Raw genomic sequence first — 18224 nt, 5'->3', positions numbered from 1 at the left:
GGGTACAGGCCGTCTGATATCACGGATTAGGTGGTGCACTGGGTTTGGTCAAGATAATTCGTCGAAAAACCGGCGAATGGTTAAGGGGTGGCTAGCGAATGGCCAGCGGCCCCGCGAAGGACCGCCAGAAAAATGGCTACTTTACCCGAATAACGTGATGAATTGCTCAGTTTCGCTCGAGATTGCCGAGAATCCGACTGAGCGTTTTCTGGCACAGCGCGATTTCTTCCTCGGTGATCCCCGCCAGCACTTCGTTGCGAACGGCGGCGGCGATATTCTCGATGTCGGTGATCAGGACGTCTGCCTTGGGGGTCAGGGCGATGCGCTTGGCGCGGCGATCCTCGGCGACAGCCTGGCGGCGAACCAGGCCCTGCGCTTCGAGGCCGTCGAGCAGGCGGGCCAGGGTCGGCCCTTCGACACCGACAGATTGGGCCAGCTCGCGCTGAGTCGGAGCGGCGGAGTGGCGCGCCAGGTGCAGCAGCACCAGCCAGCGCGCCTGGGACAGACCAAGATGGCTGAGACGGCGGTCGAGTTCGGCCCGCCATGCACGCGAAGCCTGGGCCAGTTGGGTACCGAAGTAGTGCTTATCGTTATCTGACATTGTTCCGCAAATTTCGGGAGTGAATCGGCTAAGTTGATTTGACTAATTATTAGCCAGCTAATCAAGACCGTACAATGACAGATTGTCGCAGGGTGTAAATCGCTACTTCACCATTTCGCGTACTGGTCCTCGACGAATCCCCACAGGTTCTCGATGCGCACCTCGGCCTGCCCCGCCGGTCGCAGCACGCCGCTGAAGCGTCCGAATATCTGCTTGAAGTTGCTCGCCAGCACGCCAAGGTTCAGCCGCTCCTGGTGCAGGCCGTGGGCTTCGAAATGCAGCTCGACCTGGCCGTCGTGGGAACGAATGGTCCAGGGTTGCAGCGGGTGATCGCGGTCGAACTCGAAGCGCACCGTGTCAACCTTGACCAGTTGGCCGTCGAGCCAGTAGCAGTTCTCGGTGAAGCTGGTCTCGTTGACCCCGCACGACAGGTTCAGCCCGATGCGCCGCCCTTCCGTCTCGCCGGACAGGCACGCCCAGTTCCAGAAGGTCTCTCGGCGCATGTAGCCGGCGGACCAATCGTGGTGCGCGTAGGCATCCAGCGCACGCAGGTCGTAATTGCCCAGCGCGCTGCGCACCTCACCGTGGCAGTGCACGCCGGCCACCTTGCGCGCGTAGACCCAGCCGTTCACCGCGGTCGGCGTACAGATACTCATGGGCTCGAACGTCGGCTGCTCTTCGCTGAAGCGCGCGTCGATACGCGTGCCGTCGTCCAGCTCGACCAGTAGACGCTTCTCGAAGGGCGAGGCGCTGTTCTCCAGGCGCAGCAGGTTGCGCCCCTGGCGCAGTTCACAGACTCCGTCGTTGGGCGTCTGCGAAAAATTCGAGCCCATGCCCAGCGGGCACTTGAACTGGCGCTCGATCATCCGCCCGCTTTCGGGGTGATAGAGGTAGACGAAACCGATGGTGAGCAGGCTGACATCCGCCAGCGCACAGCCGCCGATCAGCGTCGGGCTGATCAGGCCGAAGTATTGGAACTGATGGAAGCTGCGCCATTTGCTCAACGCGCCGAGGCGGCGGCCCATGGGTGAGCGGAAGTCGAAGTCGCGGTAATTGATGGTCGCCGGGGTGCCGGGAAAGATGCCGTAGTGCGGTTGGCCGTTGGGCTGGATCAGCTGCTGCATGGGCGCGGGCTCGGTGGCAAGGTCCGGCGCATGCTAGCACCGGGCCTGCGCGTGCCGCAGTCACGCACGGCGCCAGCTCGGGGGACCGAATGGGCCATCAGGCGACGACCTGGTTGCGCCCGAATGCCTTGGCCTCGTAAAGCGCGCGATCGGCATGTTCGTAGATGCTGCGCAACGGGTGGCCGGTCTCCGGCCACAGGCAGGAGACGCCGATGGACAGCGTCACCTCATCCGCCGTCAGCGACCCCTCGTGGGCGATGCCCAGGGCTTGCACCGACTCGCGCAGCACTTCAGCGCGCTCCTTGGCTTCGCGCTCACTGGCGCCGTAGAGCAACACGGCGAACTCCTCGCCGCCCAGGCGCACAGCCATGTCCAGCGGGCGTCGTGCGCTGGCCGTCAGCACCTCGCCGATTCGCTGCAGCACGCCGTCGCCGGCCTGGTGGCCATAGCGGTCGTTGTAGGCCTTGAAGTGGTCGACATCGCAGAGCAGCAACGCCAGCCCCACGCTTTCGCGCTGGGCCTGGCGCCACAGGCGCTCCAACTGGCGATTGAAGCTGCGGCGATTGTGCAGTCCGGTCAAGGCGTCGTGCTCGGCCATGACCTTCAGCAGGCGGCTGATCAGGAAATGCTGGCGGGACTTGTAGTCGAGCAGGTAGCAGCCCACGGCGCCGACCAGGTTGCCGAACAACAGGAACACCACGTTGCTGATCAGCTTGGGCAACGGTAACCCGGCGTACAGCTCAAAACCCACATAGGCCAGCAGGATCACGGAGGCGCAGCCCACCGCCTCGGTAAAGCGCAGGCCGATCAGGAAATACGCCGCCATGCTGACCAGCAGCAGCCCCTCGTAGGGATAGCTCTGGTCCACGGTATGGGCGATACCCGCCACCGCCGCCGCACCGATGCCGACGCTGAGGATGCAGGCCAGGCTCAGCGGCACCAGCAAGTGAATATGCCGACGCTGCAGGATCAACCCGCCGCAAACGCTCAGCAGCACCAGCACGCCGATACGCACGGCAAGCATCTGCCAGTGTTCGGGACCACGGATGAGGAGGAAATCGATGGCCGCCAGCGCCAGCCAGATCAGCACGCCGATGGTCAGCGCGGTGCGCTTGAGATCGAAGCTGTCTTCCAGCAGGTAATGGCGGTACTGGGTCTCGAGGTCGGGTTCGAAACGCAGGCGGCGAAAGCCCCGGGAGAGCTGTTCGGCATAGGCATTGGAGCGGACGTCGTCCAGCCAGCTTTGTTGTTGTGGCACGCTCACCTCTTCTCGTGGAGGTCTAAGTGCCACCATAGCCGTTCGGGACGTGCGTCACAAGTTTGTCAGTTTGCCCCGTCACGAAAATGACGGAGCAATGGCCCGACGAAAAAGACCTTGCCGCAGGAGCGGCCTCCGTCCGCGATCGACTGGCCCAGCTCCCTGGTGGACAGGAGCGAACGGTGAACCGATCGCGGACAAAGTCCGCTCCTACACGGGTGTTGCGGTCAGACTTCCAGTTCGGCCTGCAGGGCGGCGCGCACGCAGTGCAGCACGCCCAGCGGTACGCGGCCTTCGAACAGCTCGGCGATGGCGCTCACCGGCGGCAGCTCGCCGTCTTCGTCGAGGAAGGCATCCTGGACTTCGCCAAGCAGCTCCTCGGGCAGGTCCAGCGCTTGCTCCAGAGTCAGTTGCTGCTTGCCGATGGCTTCGGCCAGCAGGCTGTAGACGTTCTTCTCGCTGCAATCGAGCTGGCGGGCGATCTGCGCGGGGGTCATGCCGGCGCGGGCCAGCGTCACCAGTTCGTGGCGCAGGTCAGTGACCGGTGCAGGCGCTTCGGGTGCCGCCGCGGACTCGGTGAGCACATCGAGGAAGGCCTGGCCGTAGCGCTCCAGCTTGCGCGCGCCGACGCCGCTGACCTGGGCCATGGCGGACAGCGTGGTGGGCTGGCTGCGGAGCATTTCCAGCAGAGTGGCGTCGGGGAAGATGACGTAGGGCGGTACCGAATGCTCTTCGGCCAGCTTGCGCCGCAGGGTACGCAGGGCTTCCCACATCTCGCGTTCTTCCTGGCGCACCAGTTGGCTGGCCGGGCTGGCGCCGCCGGAGGAGGAGGACTTGCTGCGCTGCGGCTTGGGATCGCGGCGCAGGGCCAGCGTCTCTTCGCCACGCAGCAGCGGGCGGCAGGCCTCGGTCAGGCGCAGGCCGTTGAAGCCATCGACGTCCACGTCGGCGAAGCCTCGGGCGACCAGTTGGCGGAACAGCGTGCGCCATTCGTCTTCACCACGGGATTTGCCGATGCCGAACACCGCCAGGTGCTGGTGCCCGACGCTGCGCACCTTTTCGGTGTCCTTGCCCAGCAGCACGTCCACCAGGTGGCCGACACCGTAGCGCTGGCCGCTGCGGTAGATGGCCGAGAGGGCCTGGCGCGCGGGCTCGGTGGCGTCCCAGGTTTCCACGCCGTCGACACAGATATCGCAATGGCCGCAGGGGTTGGGCATCACCTCGTCGAAGTAGGCCAGCAATGCCTGGCGGCGGCAGCGGGTTTCCTCGCACAGCGCCAGCATGGCTTCGAGCTTGTGCCGCTCGACGCGCTTGTGGCGCTCGTCGCCCTCGGAGTTCTGCATCATCTGCCGCAGCAGCAACACATCCTGCAGGCCGTAGGCCATCCAGGCGTCGGCGGGCAGGCTGTCACGGCCGGCGCGGCCGGTTTCCTGGTAGTACGCCTCCAGGCTCTTGGGCAGGTCCAGGTGCGCGACGAAGCGCACGTTGGGTTTGTCGATGCCCATGCCGAAGGCGATGGTGGCGACCATGATCAGCCCTTCCTCGTTGAGGAAGCGCTTCTGGTGATAGGCGCGCAGGTCATTGGACAACCCGGCGTGGTAAGGCAGCGCCGGGAAGCCCTGGTTGGAGAGGAACTCGGCGACCTCCTCGACCTTCTTGCGCGACATGCAGTAGACGATGCCCGCGTCGCCGCGCCGTTCGGCGAGGAAGCCCAGCAGCTGCTTGCGCGGCTGCTCCTTGGGCACGATGCGGTAGAAGATGTTCGGCCGGTCGAAGCTGGAAAGGAACTGCTCGGCATCCTGCAGGTGCAGGCGCTGGATCATCTCCTCGCGGGTGCGCATGTCCGCCGTGGCGGTCAGGGCGATGCGCGGCACATGCGGGAACAGCTCGGCAAGCTGGCCCAGTTGCAGGTATTCGGGACGGAAGTCGTGGCCCCATTGCGACACGCAGTGCGCTTCGTCGATGGCGAACAGGCCGATCTCCAGGCGCTGCAGGAAAGCCAGCATGCGCGGCTGCACCAGGCGTTCCGGGGCCAGGTAGAGCAGTTTGATCTCACCGCGCTGCAGGCGGTCGGCGATGTCGCGCTGGGCCTCGGGGCTCAGCGAGGAGTTCAGCGCCGCCACCGGCACGCCCAGTTCGTCCAGCGTGGCGACCTGGTCTTCCATCAACGCGATCAGCGGCGAGACCACCACCGTCAGGCCTTCGCGCAGCAGCGCCGGGACCTGGAAGCACAGCGACTTGCCGCCGCCGGTGGGCATCAGCACCAGGGCATCGCCGCCGCTGGCCACGCGCTCGATGATCCGCGCCTGATTGCCGCGGAAGGCGTCGTAACCGAAAACGTCTTTGAGGATGCGCAGGGCCTGATCGAGCATGGGGGACTCCGAATGAAGCCGCGCATTATACGCAAGCGATCCCACTGCGTCCGAGCTCTGCGTCGGAGCCCTGCGTCGGCGCGGGCTGCACGGGCATTTGGCTTTTGCCGCGGGCCCGCGGAAAGACTACAATTCGGGACCGATCACCTCCGAGGTAGTACCCGATGTCCTTCGCCGACCAATTGTCCCGCCTGCAAGCCTTTCTCGATGCCGATGACCTGCACGAGGAAGCCTTGGACTACGTGGCGGCACACGGCTACCTGACCGCCCTGGCGATCTGCCCGGAGGAAGTGCCGGAGCGCGAGTGGATCGACGCCCTGTTCGCCGAGCCGCCGCACTACCGCAGCGAGGAAGAGCGCAACGAGATCGAGTCCACCCTGGTCCAGCTCAAGGCGCACATCATCCGCCAGATGGCCGGTGACGAGGAACTGGAACTGCCCTGCGAGCCTTACCTGGGCGACGAGCCGGACGACTCCGACATTCGCGGCTGGTGCATCGGCTTCATGGAAGGCGTGTTCCTGCGTGAGGCCATCTGGTTCGAACAGGCCGAGGAAGAAGTCAGCGAGCTGCTGCTGCCGATCATGGTCGGTTCCGGCCTGTTCGACGAACAGCCCGAGTTCGACGAGATCGCCAGCGACCGCGGGCTGGTGGACGACATGGTCGCGCAGATCCCCGAACTGCTGACCAACCTGTTCCTGCTGTGCCAGGCGCCGGAAGAGAAACCTGCGCTCCTGAAGCCGCGCACTCACTAAGCGTTCGATGCCTTCGCGGGAAATCCGCCAGAGCCGCCACGCCTGGGTTCGCTACTGCCTGCTCGGCGTGGGCTGGCTCAGCGTGGCACTGGGCGTGATCGGCATCTTCCTGCCGGTCCTGCCTACCACGCCCTTCCTCCTGCTCGCCGCCGCCTGCTTCATGCGCAGCTCCCAGCGCTTCTACGACTGGCTGGTGAACCACCCCAGACTCGGCCCGTGGATTCGCGACTATCTCGACGGCGAAGGCATTCCGCTCAAGGGCAAGGTCTACGCCATCGGCCTGATGTGGTGCAGCATCCTGGTTTCCGGCTTCATCGTGCAGCGGCCCTGGGCCTGGGCGTTCATGCTGACCAGTGCGACGCTGGTGAGCATCTACCTGATCCGTACCAAGACCCGGCGGCTGGACTGAGTCCTCTGCAGGCTCGAAGACCCTCTCCCTAGCCCTGACTGCGCGCCCCGCTCCGAAGGGAGAGGGAGCCGTTTGGTGGGCATGGGTACAATCGCGCCGAGCTTCCAAAGCGCAGAAGACTGTCCCCTCTCTCTGAAGGGAGCGGGAGCCATTTGGTGTGCATGGGTGCAATCGCGCCGAGCTTCCAAAGCGCAGAAGACTGTCCCCTCTCCCTTCAGGGAGAGGGTTAGGGAGAGGGCAAACGCCCAAGCGCCGAAACGCTCAGACTGGCACTACCGCCCCGACCAGCCCATCATCATCCGGCCGCCTGACCACCGGCCCCACTGCATCTACGGTGAAGCCAAAGGTATTCACCCCACCCTCGCTGCGCACGAACACCGAGCCGCCGTGCATGCTCGCCACCGCCTTGACGATGGACAGCCCCAGCCCATGGTTGCTCTGGCTGTTGGCGCGGGCCATGTCCGCGCGGTAGAAGCGCTCGAACAGGCGCGCGCGCTGTTCGGCAGTGATCGGCTCGCCGGGATTGCTGACCTCCACCAGCGCGGCGCCGCGCTCGCCACTCAGGCGCACCTCGATACGGCCGCCCGGCGCGGTGTGCTGGGCGGCGTTGTACAGCAGGTTGGTCACCGCGCGCTGGAACAACGCGCGCTCGACACAAGCCCGCGCGTCACCGCGCAGGTTCACCTGCACACCCTGCTCATCGAAGATCACCTCGAGGAAGTCCAGGGTGGTCGCCACCTCGGTCGCCAGCGAAGTTTCCACCCGCTCGGCGGCCAACCCGCCCTGGTCGACGCGGGCGAGGAACAGCATGTCGTTGACGATGGCGCGCAGACGCTCCAGCTCTTCCAGGTTGGATTGCAGCACCTCTTCGTAATCCTGCGCGCTGCGCTCGCGGGACAGCGCGACCTGGCTCTGGCCGATCAGGTTGGCCAGCGGCGTACGCAACTCATGAGCGACATCAGCGTTGAACGACTCCAGGCGCAGGTAGGCCTGCTCCAGTCGGTCCAGCGCTTCGTTGAAGGCGCCAGCCAGCGCCGACAACTCCGCCGGCAACCCTTCCAGGCGCAGGCGCTGGGAGAGCTGCTTCGGACTGATCTGCCGCGCTTCGGCGGAAAGCTCATGCACCGGTCGCAGGCCGACCCGTGCGATCCAGTGCCCGCATAGCGTCGCCAGGGCAATGCCCAGCGCGGACAGTACGAAGAGGGTGATCAAGGTGGCGTGGCGGGCATGCTGGAAGGCCACGCTGTCGATCGCCGCGAGCAGTACCAGCGCCGGGCGACCGCCACTGGCCGGCAGCACGCCGACACGGGCGCTGAGCGGCGAGTCATGCTCGGGCAGTTCCAGTTCGGCGTAACCGTTGCCGCTGCCGAGCATCCGCAGCACCGCATCGTTGGGCTGGCCGTAGCGGAAGCGAGAATCGTCGCTGTCGATCCAGAAGCGGATCAGCTGGTACTCCTGGCTCAGGGTGTTGAGCTTGAGCTGCATGTGCGGCCAGCGTTCGGCGAGGTCCGGCTTGTCGAGCATGCGCGCGACCATGTTGAAGCGGGTGTCGAGCTCCGATCGCTGCAACCGCTCGATCTGCCCATCCAGCACGCAATACAGGGCCGAGCCGATGAGCAGGAAGATGCCCAGCGCGGCGGCAGCGAACATGCCAGCCAGGCGGGTCGACAGCGACAGGCCTCTCACGCTTCGCGCTCCTGGGCCGCGCGACTCTCCAGCACGTAGCCCATGCCGCGGATGGTATGCAGCAACTTGGTGTCGAAAGGCCCGTCCAGCTTGGCGCGAAGACGCTTGATGGCGACCTCGACGACGTTGGTGTCAGTGTCGAAATTGATGTCCAAGACCAGCTCGGCGATGGCTGTCTTGGAGAGAATTTCCCCACTGCGCTGGGCCAGCACGCAGAGCAGCGAATACTCCTTGGCGGTCAGCTCCAGGCGCGTGCCGCCACGCTGGACGCGGCGGCTGACCAGATCGATGGCAAGGTCGGCGATGCGCATCTGCGTCGCGCTCTCCAGGTGGGCGCCACGACGGGTCAGAGCCTGCAGGCGCGCCACCAGTTCGAGGAAGGAGAACGGCTTGATCAGATAGTCATCGGCGCCTTCACGCAAGCCGCGCACGCGATCTTCCACACGCTCGCGGGCGGTGAGCATGATCACCGGCGTCTGCCGTTGTTCGCGCAAGGCGCGCAGCACACCGTAGCCATCGATGCCGGGCAGCATCACGTCGAGGACGATGACGTCGTATTCGCCGTTGAGCGCCAGGTGCCGGCCGTCGATGCCATTGCTCGCGACATCCACGGTGAAACCCTGCTCGCTCAGCCCGCGCTGCAGGTAGTCGGCGGTCTTGCTCTCGTCTTCGACAATCAGTACGCGCATGCCCGTTCCTCGTTCGCCACGCCCATCATCCATGCTACCCAGCCCCGCCTCACGCCGCACCTTCGATCAGCGCCGGCGCGGCCTGGCGGTGGAACAGCCGGTCCAGCGCCAGGTACACCACCGGGGTGCTGAACAGGGTCAGCGCCTGGCTGACGATCAACCCGCCGACCACCGCCACGCCCAGCGGCTGACGCAGCTCCGAGCCGGTGCCGAAGCCGATCATCAGCGGAATGGCGCCCAGCAGCGCGGCCAGCGTAGTCATCATGATCGGCCGGAAGCGCGCCAGGCACGCCTCGCGGATCGCGTCATAGGGTGACAGCCCGCGCTGGCGTTGCGCGGCCAAGGCGAAGTCGACCATCAGGATGCCGTTCTTCTTGACGATGCCGATCAACAGCACCAGGCCGATCAGCGCCATCACCGAGAACTCCAGCCCCCAGCCCCAGAGCAGGAACACCGCACCGATGCCCGCCGAGGGCAAGGTGGACAGGATGGTCAGCGGGTGCACGAAACTTTCGTAGAGCACGCCAAGGATCACGTAGACCGCGAACAGCGCGGCGAGGATCAACAGCGGCTGGCTCGCCAGCGAACTCTGGAAGGCCGCCGCAGCGCCCTGGAATTCGCCGCTGATGCTGGACGGCATGCCGATCTCCTCCTGCGCGCGCTGCACCAGGCCCACCGCATCGCCCAGGGCCACGCCCGGCGACAGGTTGAAGGACAGGGTCACCGCCGGGAACATGCCGTTGTGGTTGATCTGCAACGGCCCGGACTTGTCCGGCACGACCCGCGCCAATGCCGCCAGCGGGACCATCTCGCCGGTCAGTGGCGAGCGCAGGTGGAACCACGCCAGGCTCTCGGCGCGGCCGCGCTGCCGCGCATCCAGCTCGAGGATGACCTTGTACTGGTTGACCTCGGTCTGGAATTCACCGACCTGGCGCTGGCCGAAGGCGTCATACAGCGTCTGGCTGACGTCCTCGGCGGACAGCCCGAAGCGCGCCGCCGCCACCCGGTCGATCTGCAGCGAGGTCACGCTGGCGCCCATCTGCAGGTCGTTGGAGACGTCCTGCAGGCCGCCCTCCTCCTTCAGCCGCTGGGTCAGGCGGTCCGCCCACAGCGCCAGCGCCGCACTGTCATTGCTGCGCAGGGCATACTGGTATTGGGTGCGCACCGGGCCGGTGGCGAGGTTGATGTCCTGCGCAGAGCGCAGGTAGAGGACGATGCCCGGCACCTTGGCCAGCTTGGGCCGGATGCGGTTGATGAACTCGTCCACCGACACATCGCGGTCGCCGCGGTCCTTGAGCACGATCCAGAAGCGCCCGTTGGACAGGCTCTGGCTACCGCCGGTAATGCCGATGGCGTGGTTGTAGCTCTGCACCGCCGGATCGGCGGCGATGATGTCGGCCAGCTGCTTGTGCTTCTGGGCCATGTCGGCATAGGAGATGTCCTCGGCGGCCTGGGTGGTGCCGAAGACGAAGGCGGTGTCCTGGGACGGGAAGAAGCCCTTGGGAATGCCGACGTAGCCGCCCACTGCGATGGCCACGCAGATCACGAAGCCGGCGAGTACGGTGCGCTGGTGATGCAACGACCAGTCCAGCCCCTTGGCGTAGCGCGCCAGGAGCCAGCCAGCGATACCGCCATCCTCGCTCCCATGCTTTGGCGCGCCCATGAAGCGCGAAGCGAGCATCGGCGCCACGGTCAGCGAGGCCAGCACGGAAATCAGGATGGCCGCCGTGACACTCACCGCGAACTCGCGGAACAGCCGTCCGACGATGCCGCCCATGAACAGCAGCGGGATGAACGCGGCGATCAGCGAGAAGCTGATGGAGACCACCGTGAAGCTGATCTCCGAGGCTCCGGTCAGCGCCGCCTCGACCCGATTCTTGCCCTGCTCCAGATGTCGGTGGATGTTCTCCACCACCACGATGGCGTCATCGACGATGAAGCCCACGGCGATGATCAGTGCCACCAGCGTCAGGTTGTTCAACGTGAAGCCCAGCAGGTACATGGCCGCGAAGCTGGCGCTGAGCGACACCGCCAGCACCGTGGCGACGATCAGGGTCGCCGACAGCTGGCGCAGGAACAGGCCCATCACCAGCACCACCAGGCCCATGGTCAGCAGCAGGGTCAGTTCCACCTCGTGCAGCGAGGCGCGGATGGTCCGGGTGCGGTCGTTGAGCACTTCCACCTCGACGCCCGCCGGCAGCATGTCACGCAGGCGCGGCAACTCGGCCTGAATGGCATCGGACGTCTCGACGATGTTCGCGCCGGGCTGGCGCAGGATCACCAGCGCAACGCCCGGCCGGCCATCCGGCCAGGCCTGTACGTAATCGTCTTCCGGCGCCTTCACCACCTTCGCCAGGTCGCGCAGGAACACCGGCGCGCCGGCACGGTAGGCCACCACCAGATCGCCGTATTCTTCAGGGCTGAACAACTGGTCGTTGGCGGCCAGGGTGGACACGCGGCCATCGCCGAACAGCGCACCCTTGGCCAGGTTGATGCTGGCCGATTGCAGCGACTGGCGCAGGTCGGCCAGGGTCAGACGGTAGGCGGCGAGCTTCTCCGGCTGCGCCTGGATGCGGATCGCCGGGCGCTGCTGGCCGACCACGAAGATCTGTCCCACTCCGCTGATCTGGCTGAGCTGACGCGCCAGCAGCGTTTCAGACAGGTCACTGAGCTCGATCAGCGGCATCAGCTCGGAGTTCACCCGCACGATCATGATCGGGCTGTCCGCCGGGTTGATCTTGCGCCAGGTGGGCAGGTTCGGCATGTCTGCCGGCAGTCGTCCGGCGGCAGCGTTGATCGCAGCGGTGACTTCCTGGGCGGCGACGTCGATGTTCTTTTCCAGGCCGAACTGCAGGGTCAGGGTAGTGGAGCCCAGTGCACTGGTGGAGAGCATCTGGGTGATGCCGGGAATGGCGCTGAACTGCACCTCCAGCGGAGTCGCCACCGAAGATGCCATGGTCTCCGGGCTGCCACCGGGCAGTAGCGCCTGCACCTGGATGGTGGGGAAATCCACCTGCGGCAGCGGCGCCACGCCGAGGCGGAAGAATGCCAGCAGGCCAAGCAGCAACGAGGCGATGGTCAGCAGGCAAGTGGCGATAGGGTGGCGCACGCACCAGCCGGACATGCCGGCGCGCACGCTCATGGTTCGCTCCGGCGGGCCAGGGCCTGCACGTCGCCCTGCACGTCCACGCGGGCGCCGGGGGTCAGGCGCGAGTGGCCGTCGAGCACCACTTCATCGTCTGCCGCCAGACCTTCGACGATGGTGCGACCGTCCACTTCCTCGACGATACGCACCGGCACCTTCTGCGCCTTGCCGTCCTCGATGCGGAACACGAAGGCGCCGTCCAGGCCACGGCGCACCGCGCGGCTGTCCAGCACCAGGCCGTTGCGCAGCACGCCGGATTGCAGGTCGATGGCGACGAACTGCCCCGGCCAGAGCTGGCCGTCCTTGTTGTCGAACACAGCGCGCACGCGGATGGTGCCGGTGCTGCTGGCGACCTGGTTGTCGATGCTGCGCAGGTGGCCCTCGCCGAGCACTTGGCCGCCGTCGCGGCTGCGCGCAACCACCGGAGAATCACCCTTCATCAGCGGTTGCAGCTGCGGCAGGTTTTCCTGCGGCAGGGCAAAGACCACCGAGATCGGCGACATCTGGGTCACGCTGAACAGGCCGTTGCTGTCGTTGGTGCGCAGCAGGTTGCCAACGTCCACGTTGCGGATACCGACGCGGCCGGCGACGGGTGAGGTGATACGGGTATAGGACAGGCGCACCCGCTCGGCGTCGATGGTGGCGTCGTTGCCGCGCAAGGTCGCGCGCAGGCGGGCGGCTTCTGCCTCGCTCTGCTCGACCGTCTGCCGGGATATCGAGCCGCGCTGGATCAGCGTCTGGTAGCGCGCCAGGTCCTGCTCGACGATGCGCAATTGCGCCTGGTTGCTCTGCTTGGTGGCTTCGGCCTGCTCCAGCGCGGCCTTGATGGCACGGTCATCGATGGTCGCCAGCAGTTGCCCCTTCTCCACCATCTGCCCCTCCTCGACCAGCAGGGCGGTGAGCTGGCCTTCCACCTGCGGGCGCACCAGCACGCTGGCCAGCGAAGTGACGGTGCCGACGCCATCGATGTTCTGCGTCAGGTCTTCGCGGGCAACGCGCGCCAGGGTCACCGGCACTCCGGCTGCCTGGGCTGCGGCCTGCGGCGCCTCGTGGCGGCCGGCAAAACCCCAGATGCCCGCTCCCAGCGCCGTCACCCCCAGCAACCCTGCTGCCAGCCAAACCCGCCGTTGCCCCTGCATCCCGCTCTCCTGCGTCTGGTTCGGCCACAGCGGCCGCATCCTGGGGTTATAAGCCCACCGTCGGGACCGGATGCTGACCCTTAAATGACAATCCTGTCAGTTTCACCGGCAAGGCCCGTACGACGCGGCCTTGCGCCCAGTGGCGATACGCCAGCGCAAGTTTACGAAGAGCGCCTAGACTCCACACATCCCACATGGAGCGCTGGCGATGCAGCCACCCCGAGGAGCCCTTAGGCTGTTCGCCAGCCCGCTGCGTCTGCGGGCCGGTGTGCTGCTGCTCGCGCTCCTCGCACTGACCGCCGGCGCCGCCTGGAACTTCGACACCATCCTGAAGAATGCCGAACAGCGCTACGGCAACCTCGGCACCGCCAAGACCCGCATCGAGTCCTGGGGCCGGCTCATCCAGGACAGCGAGAACCTCGACGAAAACGCCAAGCTCAAGGCGGTCAACGCCTTCTTCAACGGCGCCCTGGTGTTCACCGACGACCGCACCGTCTGGCACCAGGAGGACTACTGGGCGACACCGGTGGAATCCCTCTACAAGGGCGCCGGCGACTGCGAGGACTACTCCATCGCCAAGTTCGTCACCCTGCGCCGCCTCGGGGTCGCCAGCGACAAGCTGCGCATCACCTACGTCAAGGCGCTGCAACAGAACCAGGCGCACATGGTGCTCACCTACTACGCCTCCCCCACTGCCGAGCCGCTGGTGCTGGACAACCTGATCCCGCAGATCAAACCCGCTTCCCAGCGCAAGGACCTCCTGCCCGTCTACGCCTTCAACGCCGAGGGGCTGTGGCTGCCCGGCCCCGGCGGCGGCAAGCGCACCGGCGACAGCAAGAAGCTGTCGCGCTGGCAGGACCTGTTGACCAAGATGCGCGCCGAGGGCCTGGACCTCGACGAGACGCGATAGGAGAACCCCGGCATGTCATTGCTCAAGCAACTGTTCCTGGCGATCTGCCTGTTCCTCGTGGTGGCCTTCGCCGGCAGCTTCGCCGCCAGCCTGGAAAGCTCCCGCGAGCAGATGATCAGCCAGTTGCGCTCCCACGCCCAGGACGCCGCCACCGCGCTGGGGCTGTCGCTCACCCCACATGTGGACGACCCGGCAATGATCGAGCTGATGGTCAGCTCCATCTTCGATTCCGGCTACTTCGCCACCATCCGCGTAGTCAGCATTCCCGAAGGCAAGGTCATCGTCGAACGCGACAGCGATACGCAGAACCAGCAAGTACCGGCCTGGTTCGCCAAACTGGTCAACCTCAAGGCTCAGGGCGGCGACGCGCTGATCATGCGCGGCTGGGAACAGGCCGCGCGGGTCGAGGTGGTCAGCCATCCGCAGTTCGCCCTGGCCAAGCTGTGGGACGGCGCGCTGGGCAGCCTCGCCTGGCTGCTGGCCTGCGGGCTGGTCAGCGCCATCCTCGGCGGCTGGCTGTTGCGCACCCAGCTCAAGCCGCTGGATCAGATGGTGCAGCAGGCCCACGCCATCACCCGCCGCGAATTCCTCACCCTGCCCAAGGAGCCGCGCACGCCCGAACTCAAGCGCGTGGTGCAGGCGATGAACCAGATGGTCGACAAGCTCAAGGCGCTGTTCGCCGAGGAAGCCACCCGCAGCGAGAAGCTGCGCGAAGAGGCCTACCAGGACAGCCTCTCGGGCCTGGCCAACCGCCGGCTGTTCGATGCACGACTGGACGCGCAACTCTCGCCCAGCGAACAGAACGCCGCCGGTTATCTGCTGCTGCTGCGCCTGAACGACCTCGCCGGGCTCAACCAGCGCCTGGGCGGGCAGCGCACCGACGCGCTGATCCGCGACGTCGCTGAGCTACTGGAGCGTGAGCGGGAGACCCACGGCACTCCGGACTGGCTGGCCGCGCGCAGCCGCGGCGGCGAATTCACCCTGCTCGCTCCAGGCGTCGACAGCGCCAGCGCCGAACTGCTGGCCGACCAGCTCAGCGCCGCCCTGGAAAACCTGCGCGGCACTGGCGCCAGCGACTGCAAACCGGTCGCCCACCTTGGCCTCGCGGCCTTCCGTCCTGGCGAATCCGCCGCCAGCGTGCTGTCCCGCGCGGACCAGGCCCTGGCGCAATCGCAATCCTCACCCGATCGCCCCTGGCAACGCCTGGACAGCTCCGGCGGCCAGCCCGCGCAGGACTCTCGCGCCTGGCGCGAATGGCTCGATGACGCCCTGCAGAAGGGCAAGCTGCAGCTGTGGTTCCAGCCCGTGCGTGCCTGCGCCGAAGGTGGCGAGGTGCTGCACCAGAAGGTCCTCGCGCGGCTGCTCGATCCAAAGGGCGAGGCCATCGCGGCCGGGCAGTTCCTGCCCTGGATCGAACGCTTCGGCTGGTCCGCGCGCTTCGACCTGGCGATGCTCGAACACGCCCTTGCCCACCTCGCCCAGCAACCGGCACCGCTGGCCCTGTCGCTCTCGGCGGAAACCGTGCGCAGCGCCGAGCCGCTGCGCCAGCTCTTCGAAATCCTGCGCGCCCACCCGCAGGAAGCGCAGCTGATGACCCTGGAAGTGGACGAGCGCTACCTGCCGCCACCGGCTGAGCTGGAGAAGCTCGCCCAATCGGTGCAGGAAGTCGGCGCCAAGCTCGGCTTGCAGCACTTCGGCGGGCGCTTCAGCCTGATCGGCAACCTGACCCGCCTGGGCCTGGCGTACCTGAAGATCGACGGCAGCTACATCCGCGCCATCGACCAGGACAACGACAAGCGCCTGTTCATCGAAGCCATGTACCGCGCCTCCAACAGTATCGACCTGCCGCTGATTGCAGAGATGGTGGAAACCGAGGGTGAGCTGCAGGTATTGCGGGAGATGGGGATTGCCGGGGCGATGGGACGGCTGGTCGGGCCGCCGAAACCGTCACAGCGAAATGGGGGGTAGGACGCCGGCCTTGCCGACAGATTTCAGGCAAGGCCCGCGACTTCAGACCCGCTCCGGCGTATCGGTTTGCGTAGGAGCGGACTTCGTCCGCGAGGCTTGGGGTTAGGCGTTTCTGCGCCGCTTCGGCGTGTGCTGAAGGTTTGTGTTTCGCCCCCTCGGGCGACCTACTTTGCCAAACGACGCAAAGTAGGCAAAGGTCTCTGCCCCATCATCCGGCCCCGGCTTCGCCGGGGTTCCCTCGCTCCATCGGAGTGTCAGGGGCACGCCGCGAAGGGCCATCCATGGCCCATCGCGGCTCTCGCGGCATCCATGCCGCTCAACCCCTGAAACTCCGATTCCACTCGGCCTCCTGGAGGGGCGCTCCGGTGAGCGCGGAGGTTTCTCTGGAAGTCGTTGAATCCAGAGCCACAGTGATGCGGTGCGCACGCTTTCAAAGGAAAGGCAGGGGCGCCTTCCCCTTACCGCGAAATCCCTCGCGGAGAAATCCGCGCTGACAGGGATTCACCCGCGGTAGCCGCCAACCTGTAGCAACGAGCCACGCCCGCGATCCGCCGGCAAGGCCGGCGCCAGGCCTGGTTCGCGAGCATGGCTCGCTCCTACAAAAACGGACCGACGTTTCAGTCCTTCTTGCTCTTCTTCGAACTCCCGTAAGCCGCCTCCAGTGCATCGTTGATGGTCTTGAGCACCTTCACCCGCGCATAGCGCTTGTCGTTGGCCTCGATCAGGGTCCAGGGCGCGATCTCGGTGCTGGTGCGATCGACCATGTCCCCCACCGCGTCCACGTACTGATCCCACTTGTCGCGGTTGCGCCAGTCTTCCTCGGTGATCTTGAAGCGCTTGAAGGGAATCGACTCGCGCTCCTTGAAGCGCTCCAGCTGGGTCTCCTGGTCGATGGACAACCAGAACTTCACCAGCACGATACCGTAGTTCGTCAGTTGCTCTTCGAAGTCATTGATCTCCGCATAAGCGCGCAGCCAGTCGGCGTCACTGGCGAAGCCCTCGACCCGCTCCACCAGCACACGCCCATACCAGGAACGGTCGAAGATAGTGAACTGCCGGCGCGCCGGGATGTGCCGCCAGAAGCGCCACAGGTAGGGCTGCGCACGCTCCTCCTCGGTAGGCGCGGCGATCGGCACGATGCGGTATTGCCGCGGGTCCAGCGCGTCGGTGACGCGGCGGATCGCGCCGCCCTTGCCGGCGGCGTCGTTGCCTTCGAACACGGCAATCAGCGAGTGGCTACGGAAACGCTTGTCGCGCATCAGCGTCGCCAGCCGCGCCTGCTCCTTCGCCAGTTGTTCCTTGTACTGGTCCTTGTCCAGCTTCAGGCCAAGGTCCAGCGCATCCAGCAGGCCCTTGTTGTCCAGGCTGGAGACCAGCGGCGCCGCGTGGGGCTGCGGAGTCGGGCGGTCCTTGCGCTTGAGCGCGGCCTGCAGGCTTTCGAGGATGGTGCGGCCAACCGTCAGGCTGCGGTAGCGCTCGTCGGAGCCTTCAACGATGTACCAGGGCGCATAGTCCCGGCTGGTGCGGCGCAGCACGCGCTCGCCATAGCGCACGAACTTGTCGTAGACCTCGCTCTGCTTCCAGTCGATCTCGCTCAACTGCCAGCTGCGCGTCGGGTCATTTTCCAGTGCCTTGAGGCGCTCCTTGAGCTGCTTCTTGGAGAGGTGGAACCAGAATTTGAAGATCAGCGCCCCCTCGTCGGAGTACATCCGCTCGAAGCGCTCGGCATCGTTGATCAGGCCATCGAGCTGGCTGTCCTTGATCTCGCCGGTGACCCGCGCGTAGAGCATCTGGCTGTACCAGTTGCCGAAGAAGATGCCGGTCGTACCCTTGGGCGGCAGGCGGCGCCAGAAGCGCCACTGCGGCGGCCGCGAGAGTTCCTCGTCGGTGGGCAGCAGGAAGCTTTCCACCCGGATCAGCCGCGGGTCCATCCACTCATTGAGCAGCTTGACCGTCTCGCCCTTGCCGGCGCCCTCGATGCCGTTGATCAGGATGATCACCGGGAAGCGCGCCTGCTGCTTGAGCTCGTACTGCGCCTCAAGCAGGGCCTCGCGCAGTACCGCGACTTCCTTCTCGTAGGTTTCCTTGTCGATGGAATGACCGATCTCGGCGGATTCGAACATGCAGCTCTCCTTGATTCGAAGTGAATAAAAGGTAGCGGATGTGACGCA

13 protein-coding genes are annotated in these 18224 nt (G+C 66.0%); 4 read left to right on the top strand and 9 right to left on the bottom strand.

Going from position 1 to position 18224, the window contains the following annotated elements:
- Window positions 1-166: 166 nt before the first annotated feature.
- The 4 genes from slyA to recQ all read right to left on the bottom strand — a co-directional run bounded on the left by slyA (window position 167) and on the right by recQ (window position 5355).
- Window positions 167-601 (bottom strand): transcriptional regulator SlyA, encoded by a 435-nt coding sequence (slyA, locus tag AC2T4A_RS12895; protein WP_169940203.1) that lies wholly within the window; start codon window positions 599-601, stop codon window positions 167-169.
- A gap of 107 nt (window positions 602-708) precedes the next feature.
- Window positions 709-1725 (bottom strand): DUF2804 domain-containing protein, encoded by a 1017-nt coding sequence (locus AC2T4A_RS12890; RefSeq protein WP_478379360.1) that lies wholly within the window; start codon window positions 1723-1725, stop codon window positions 709-711.
- Window positions 1726-1822: 97 nt separating this feature from the next.
- On the bottom strand, window positions 1823-3019 hold the full coding sequence (locus AC2T4A_RS12885) for a GGDEF domain-containing protein (RefSeq protein WP_416745287.1): 1197 nt from the start codon (window positions 3017-3019) through the stop codon (window positions 1823-1825).
- A gap of 191 nt (window positions 3020-3210) precedes the next feature.
- Window positions 3211-5355: a DNA helicase RecQ gene (recQ, locus tag AC2T4A_RS12880; protein ID WP_486743444.1), complete on the bottom strand. Its 2145-nt coding sequence runs from the start codon at window positions 5353-5355 to the stop codon at window positions 3211-3213.
- A gap of 164 nt (window positions 5356-5519) precedes the next feature.
- Between recQ and AC2T4A_RS12875 the strand changes: the two genes are divergently transcribed.
- Entirely contained in the window at window positions 5520-6107 is a 588-nt protein-coding gene (locus tag AC2T4A_RS12875; RefSeq protein WP_416745289.1) for a UPF0149 family protein, read from the top strand.
- A 7-nt stretch (window positions 6108-6114) separates the two neighbouring features.
- Complete coding sequence (locus AC2T4A_RS12870; protein ID WP_486743443.1) at window positions 6115-6516, top strand: YbaN family protein; 402 nt, start codon at window positions 6115-6117, stop codon at window positions 6514-6516.
- A 261-nt stretch (window positions 6517-6777) separates the two neighbouring features.
- Here AC2T4A_RS12870 and AC2T4A_RS12865 read toward each other — a convergent pair whose 3' ends face one another.
- From AC2T4A_RS12865 to AC2T4A_RS12850, 4 genes are read right to left on the bottom strand one after another with little or no spacing between them, the layout of a single operon-like run.
- Window positions 6778-8166 carry a heavy metal sensor histidine kinase gene (locus AC2T4A_RS12865; protein WP_486743678.1) on the bottom strand — a complete coding sequence of 463 codons (1389 nt, stop codon included), beginning with the start codon at window positions 8164-8166 and terminating at the stop codon, window positions 6778-6780.
- Between the two features lie 32 nt (window positions 8167-8198).
- The gene (locus AC2T4A_RS12860) at window positions 8199-8891 is read right to left on the bottom strand and encodes a heavy metal response regulator transcription factor (RefSeq protein WP_486743442.1); all 693 of its coding nucleotides are present in this window, start codon (window positions 8889-8891) and stop codon (window positions 8199-8201) included.
- A 49-nt stretch (window positions 8892-8940) separates the two neighbouring features.
- Entirely contained in the window at window positions 8941-12033 is a 3093-nt protein-coding gene (locus AC2T4A_RS12855; protein WP_486743441.1) for a multidrug efflux RND transporter permease subunit, read from the bottom strand.
- On the bottom strand, window positions 12030-13175 hold the full coding sequence (locus AC2T4A_RS12850) for an efflux RND transporter periplasmic adaptor subunit (RefSeq protein WP_478379356.1): 1146 nt from the start codon (window positions 13173-13175) through the stop codon (window positions 12030-12032). The genes AC2T4A_RS12855 and AC2T4A_RS12850 overlap by 4 nt, the downstream gene beginning before the upstream one ends.
- A gap of 208 nt (window positions 13176-13383) precedes the next feature.
- Here AC2T4A_RS12850 and lapG point away from each other — a divergent pair, with 208 nt between their 5' ends.
- Both lapG and lapD read left to right on the top strand, forming a co-directional pair.
- The gene (lapG, locus tag AC2T4A_RS12845) at window positions 13384-14085 is read left to right on the top strand and encodes a cysteine protease LapG (RefSeq protein ID WP_478379355.1); all 702 of its coding nucleotides are present in this window, start codon (window positions 13384-13386) and stop codon (window positions 14083-14085) included.
- 12 nt (window positions 14086-14097) lie between these two features.
- Window positions 14098-16053 (top strand): cyclic di-GMP receptor LapD, encoded by a 1956-nt coding sequence (gene lapD / locus AC2T4A_RS12840; protein WP_416745294.1) that lies wholly within the window; start codon window positions 14098-14100, stop codon window positions 16051-16053.
- A gap of 617 nt (window positions 16054-16670) precedes the next feature.
- Here lapD and pap read toward each other — a convergent pair.
- Window positions 16671-18176 (bottom strand): polyphosphate:AMP phosphotransferase, encoded by a 1506-nt coding sequence (pap, locus tag AC2T4A_RS12835; protein WP_416745295.1) that lies wholly within the window; start codon window positions 18174-18176, stop codon window positions 16671-16673.
- Window positions 18177-18224: the final 48 nt, after the last annotated feature.

The sequence above is a fragment of the Pseudomonas sp. PVC-3-1 genome (assembly GCF_057444315.1).
This window is presented reverse-complemented; position numbering and strand designations above follow the sequence as displayed.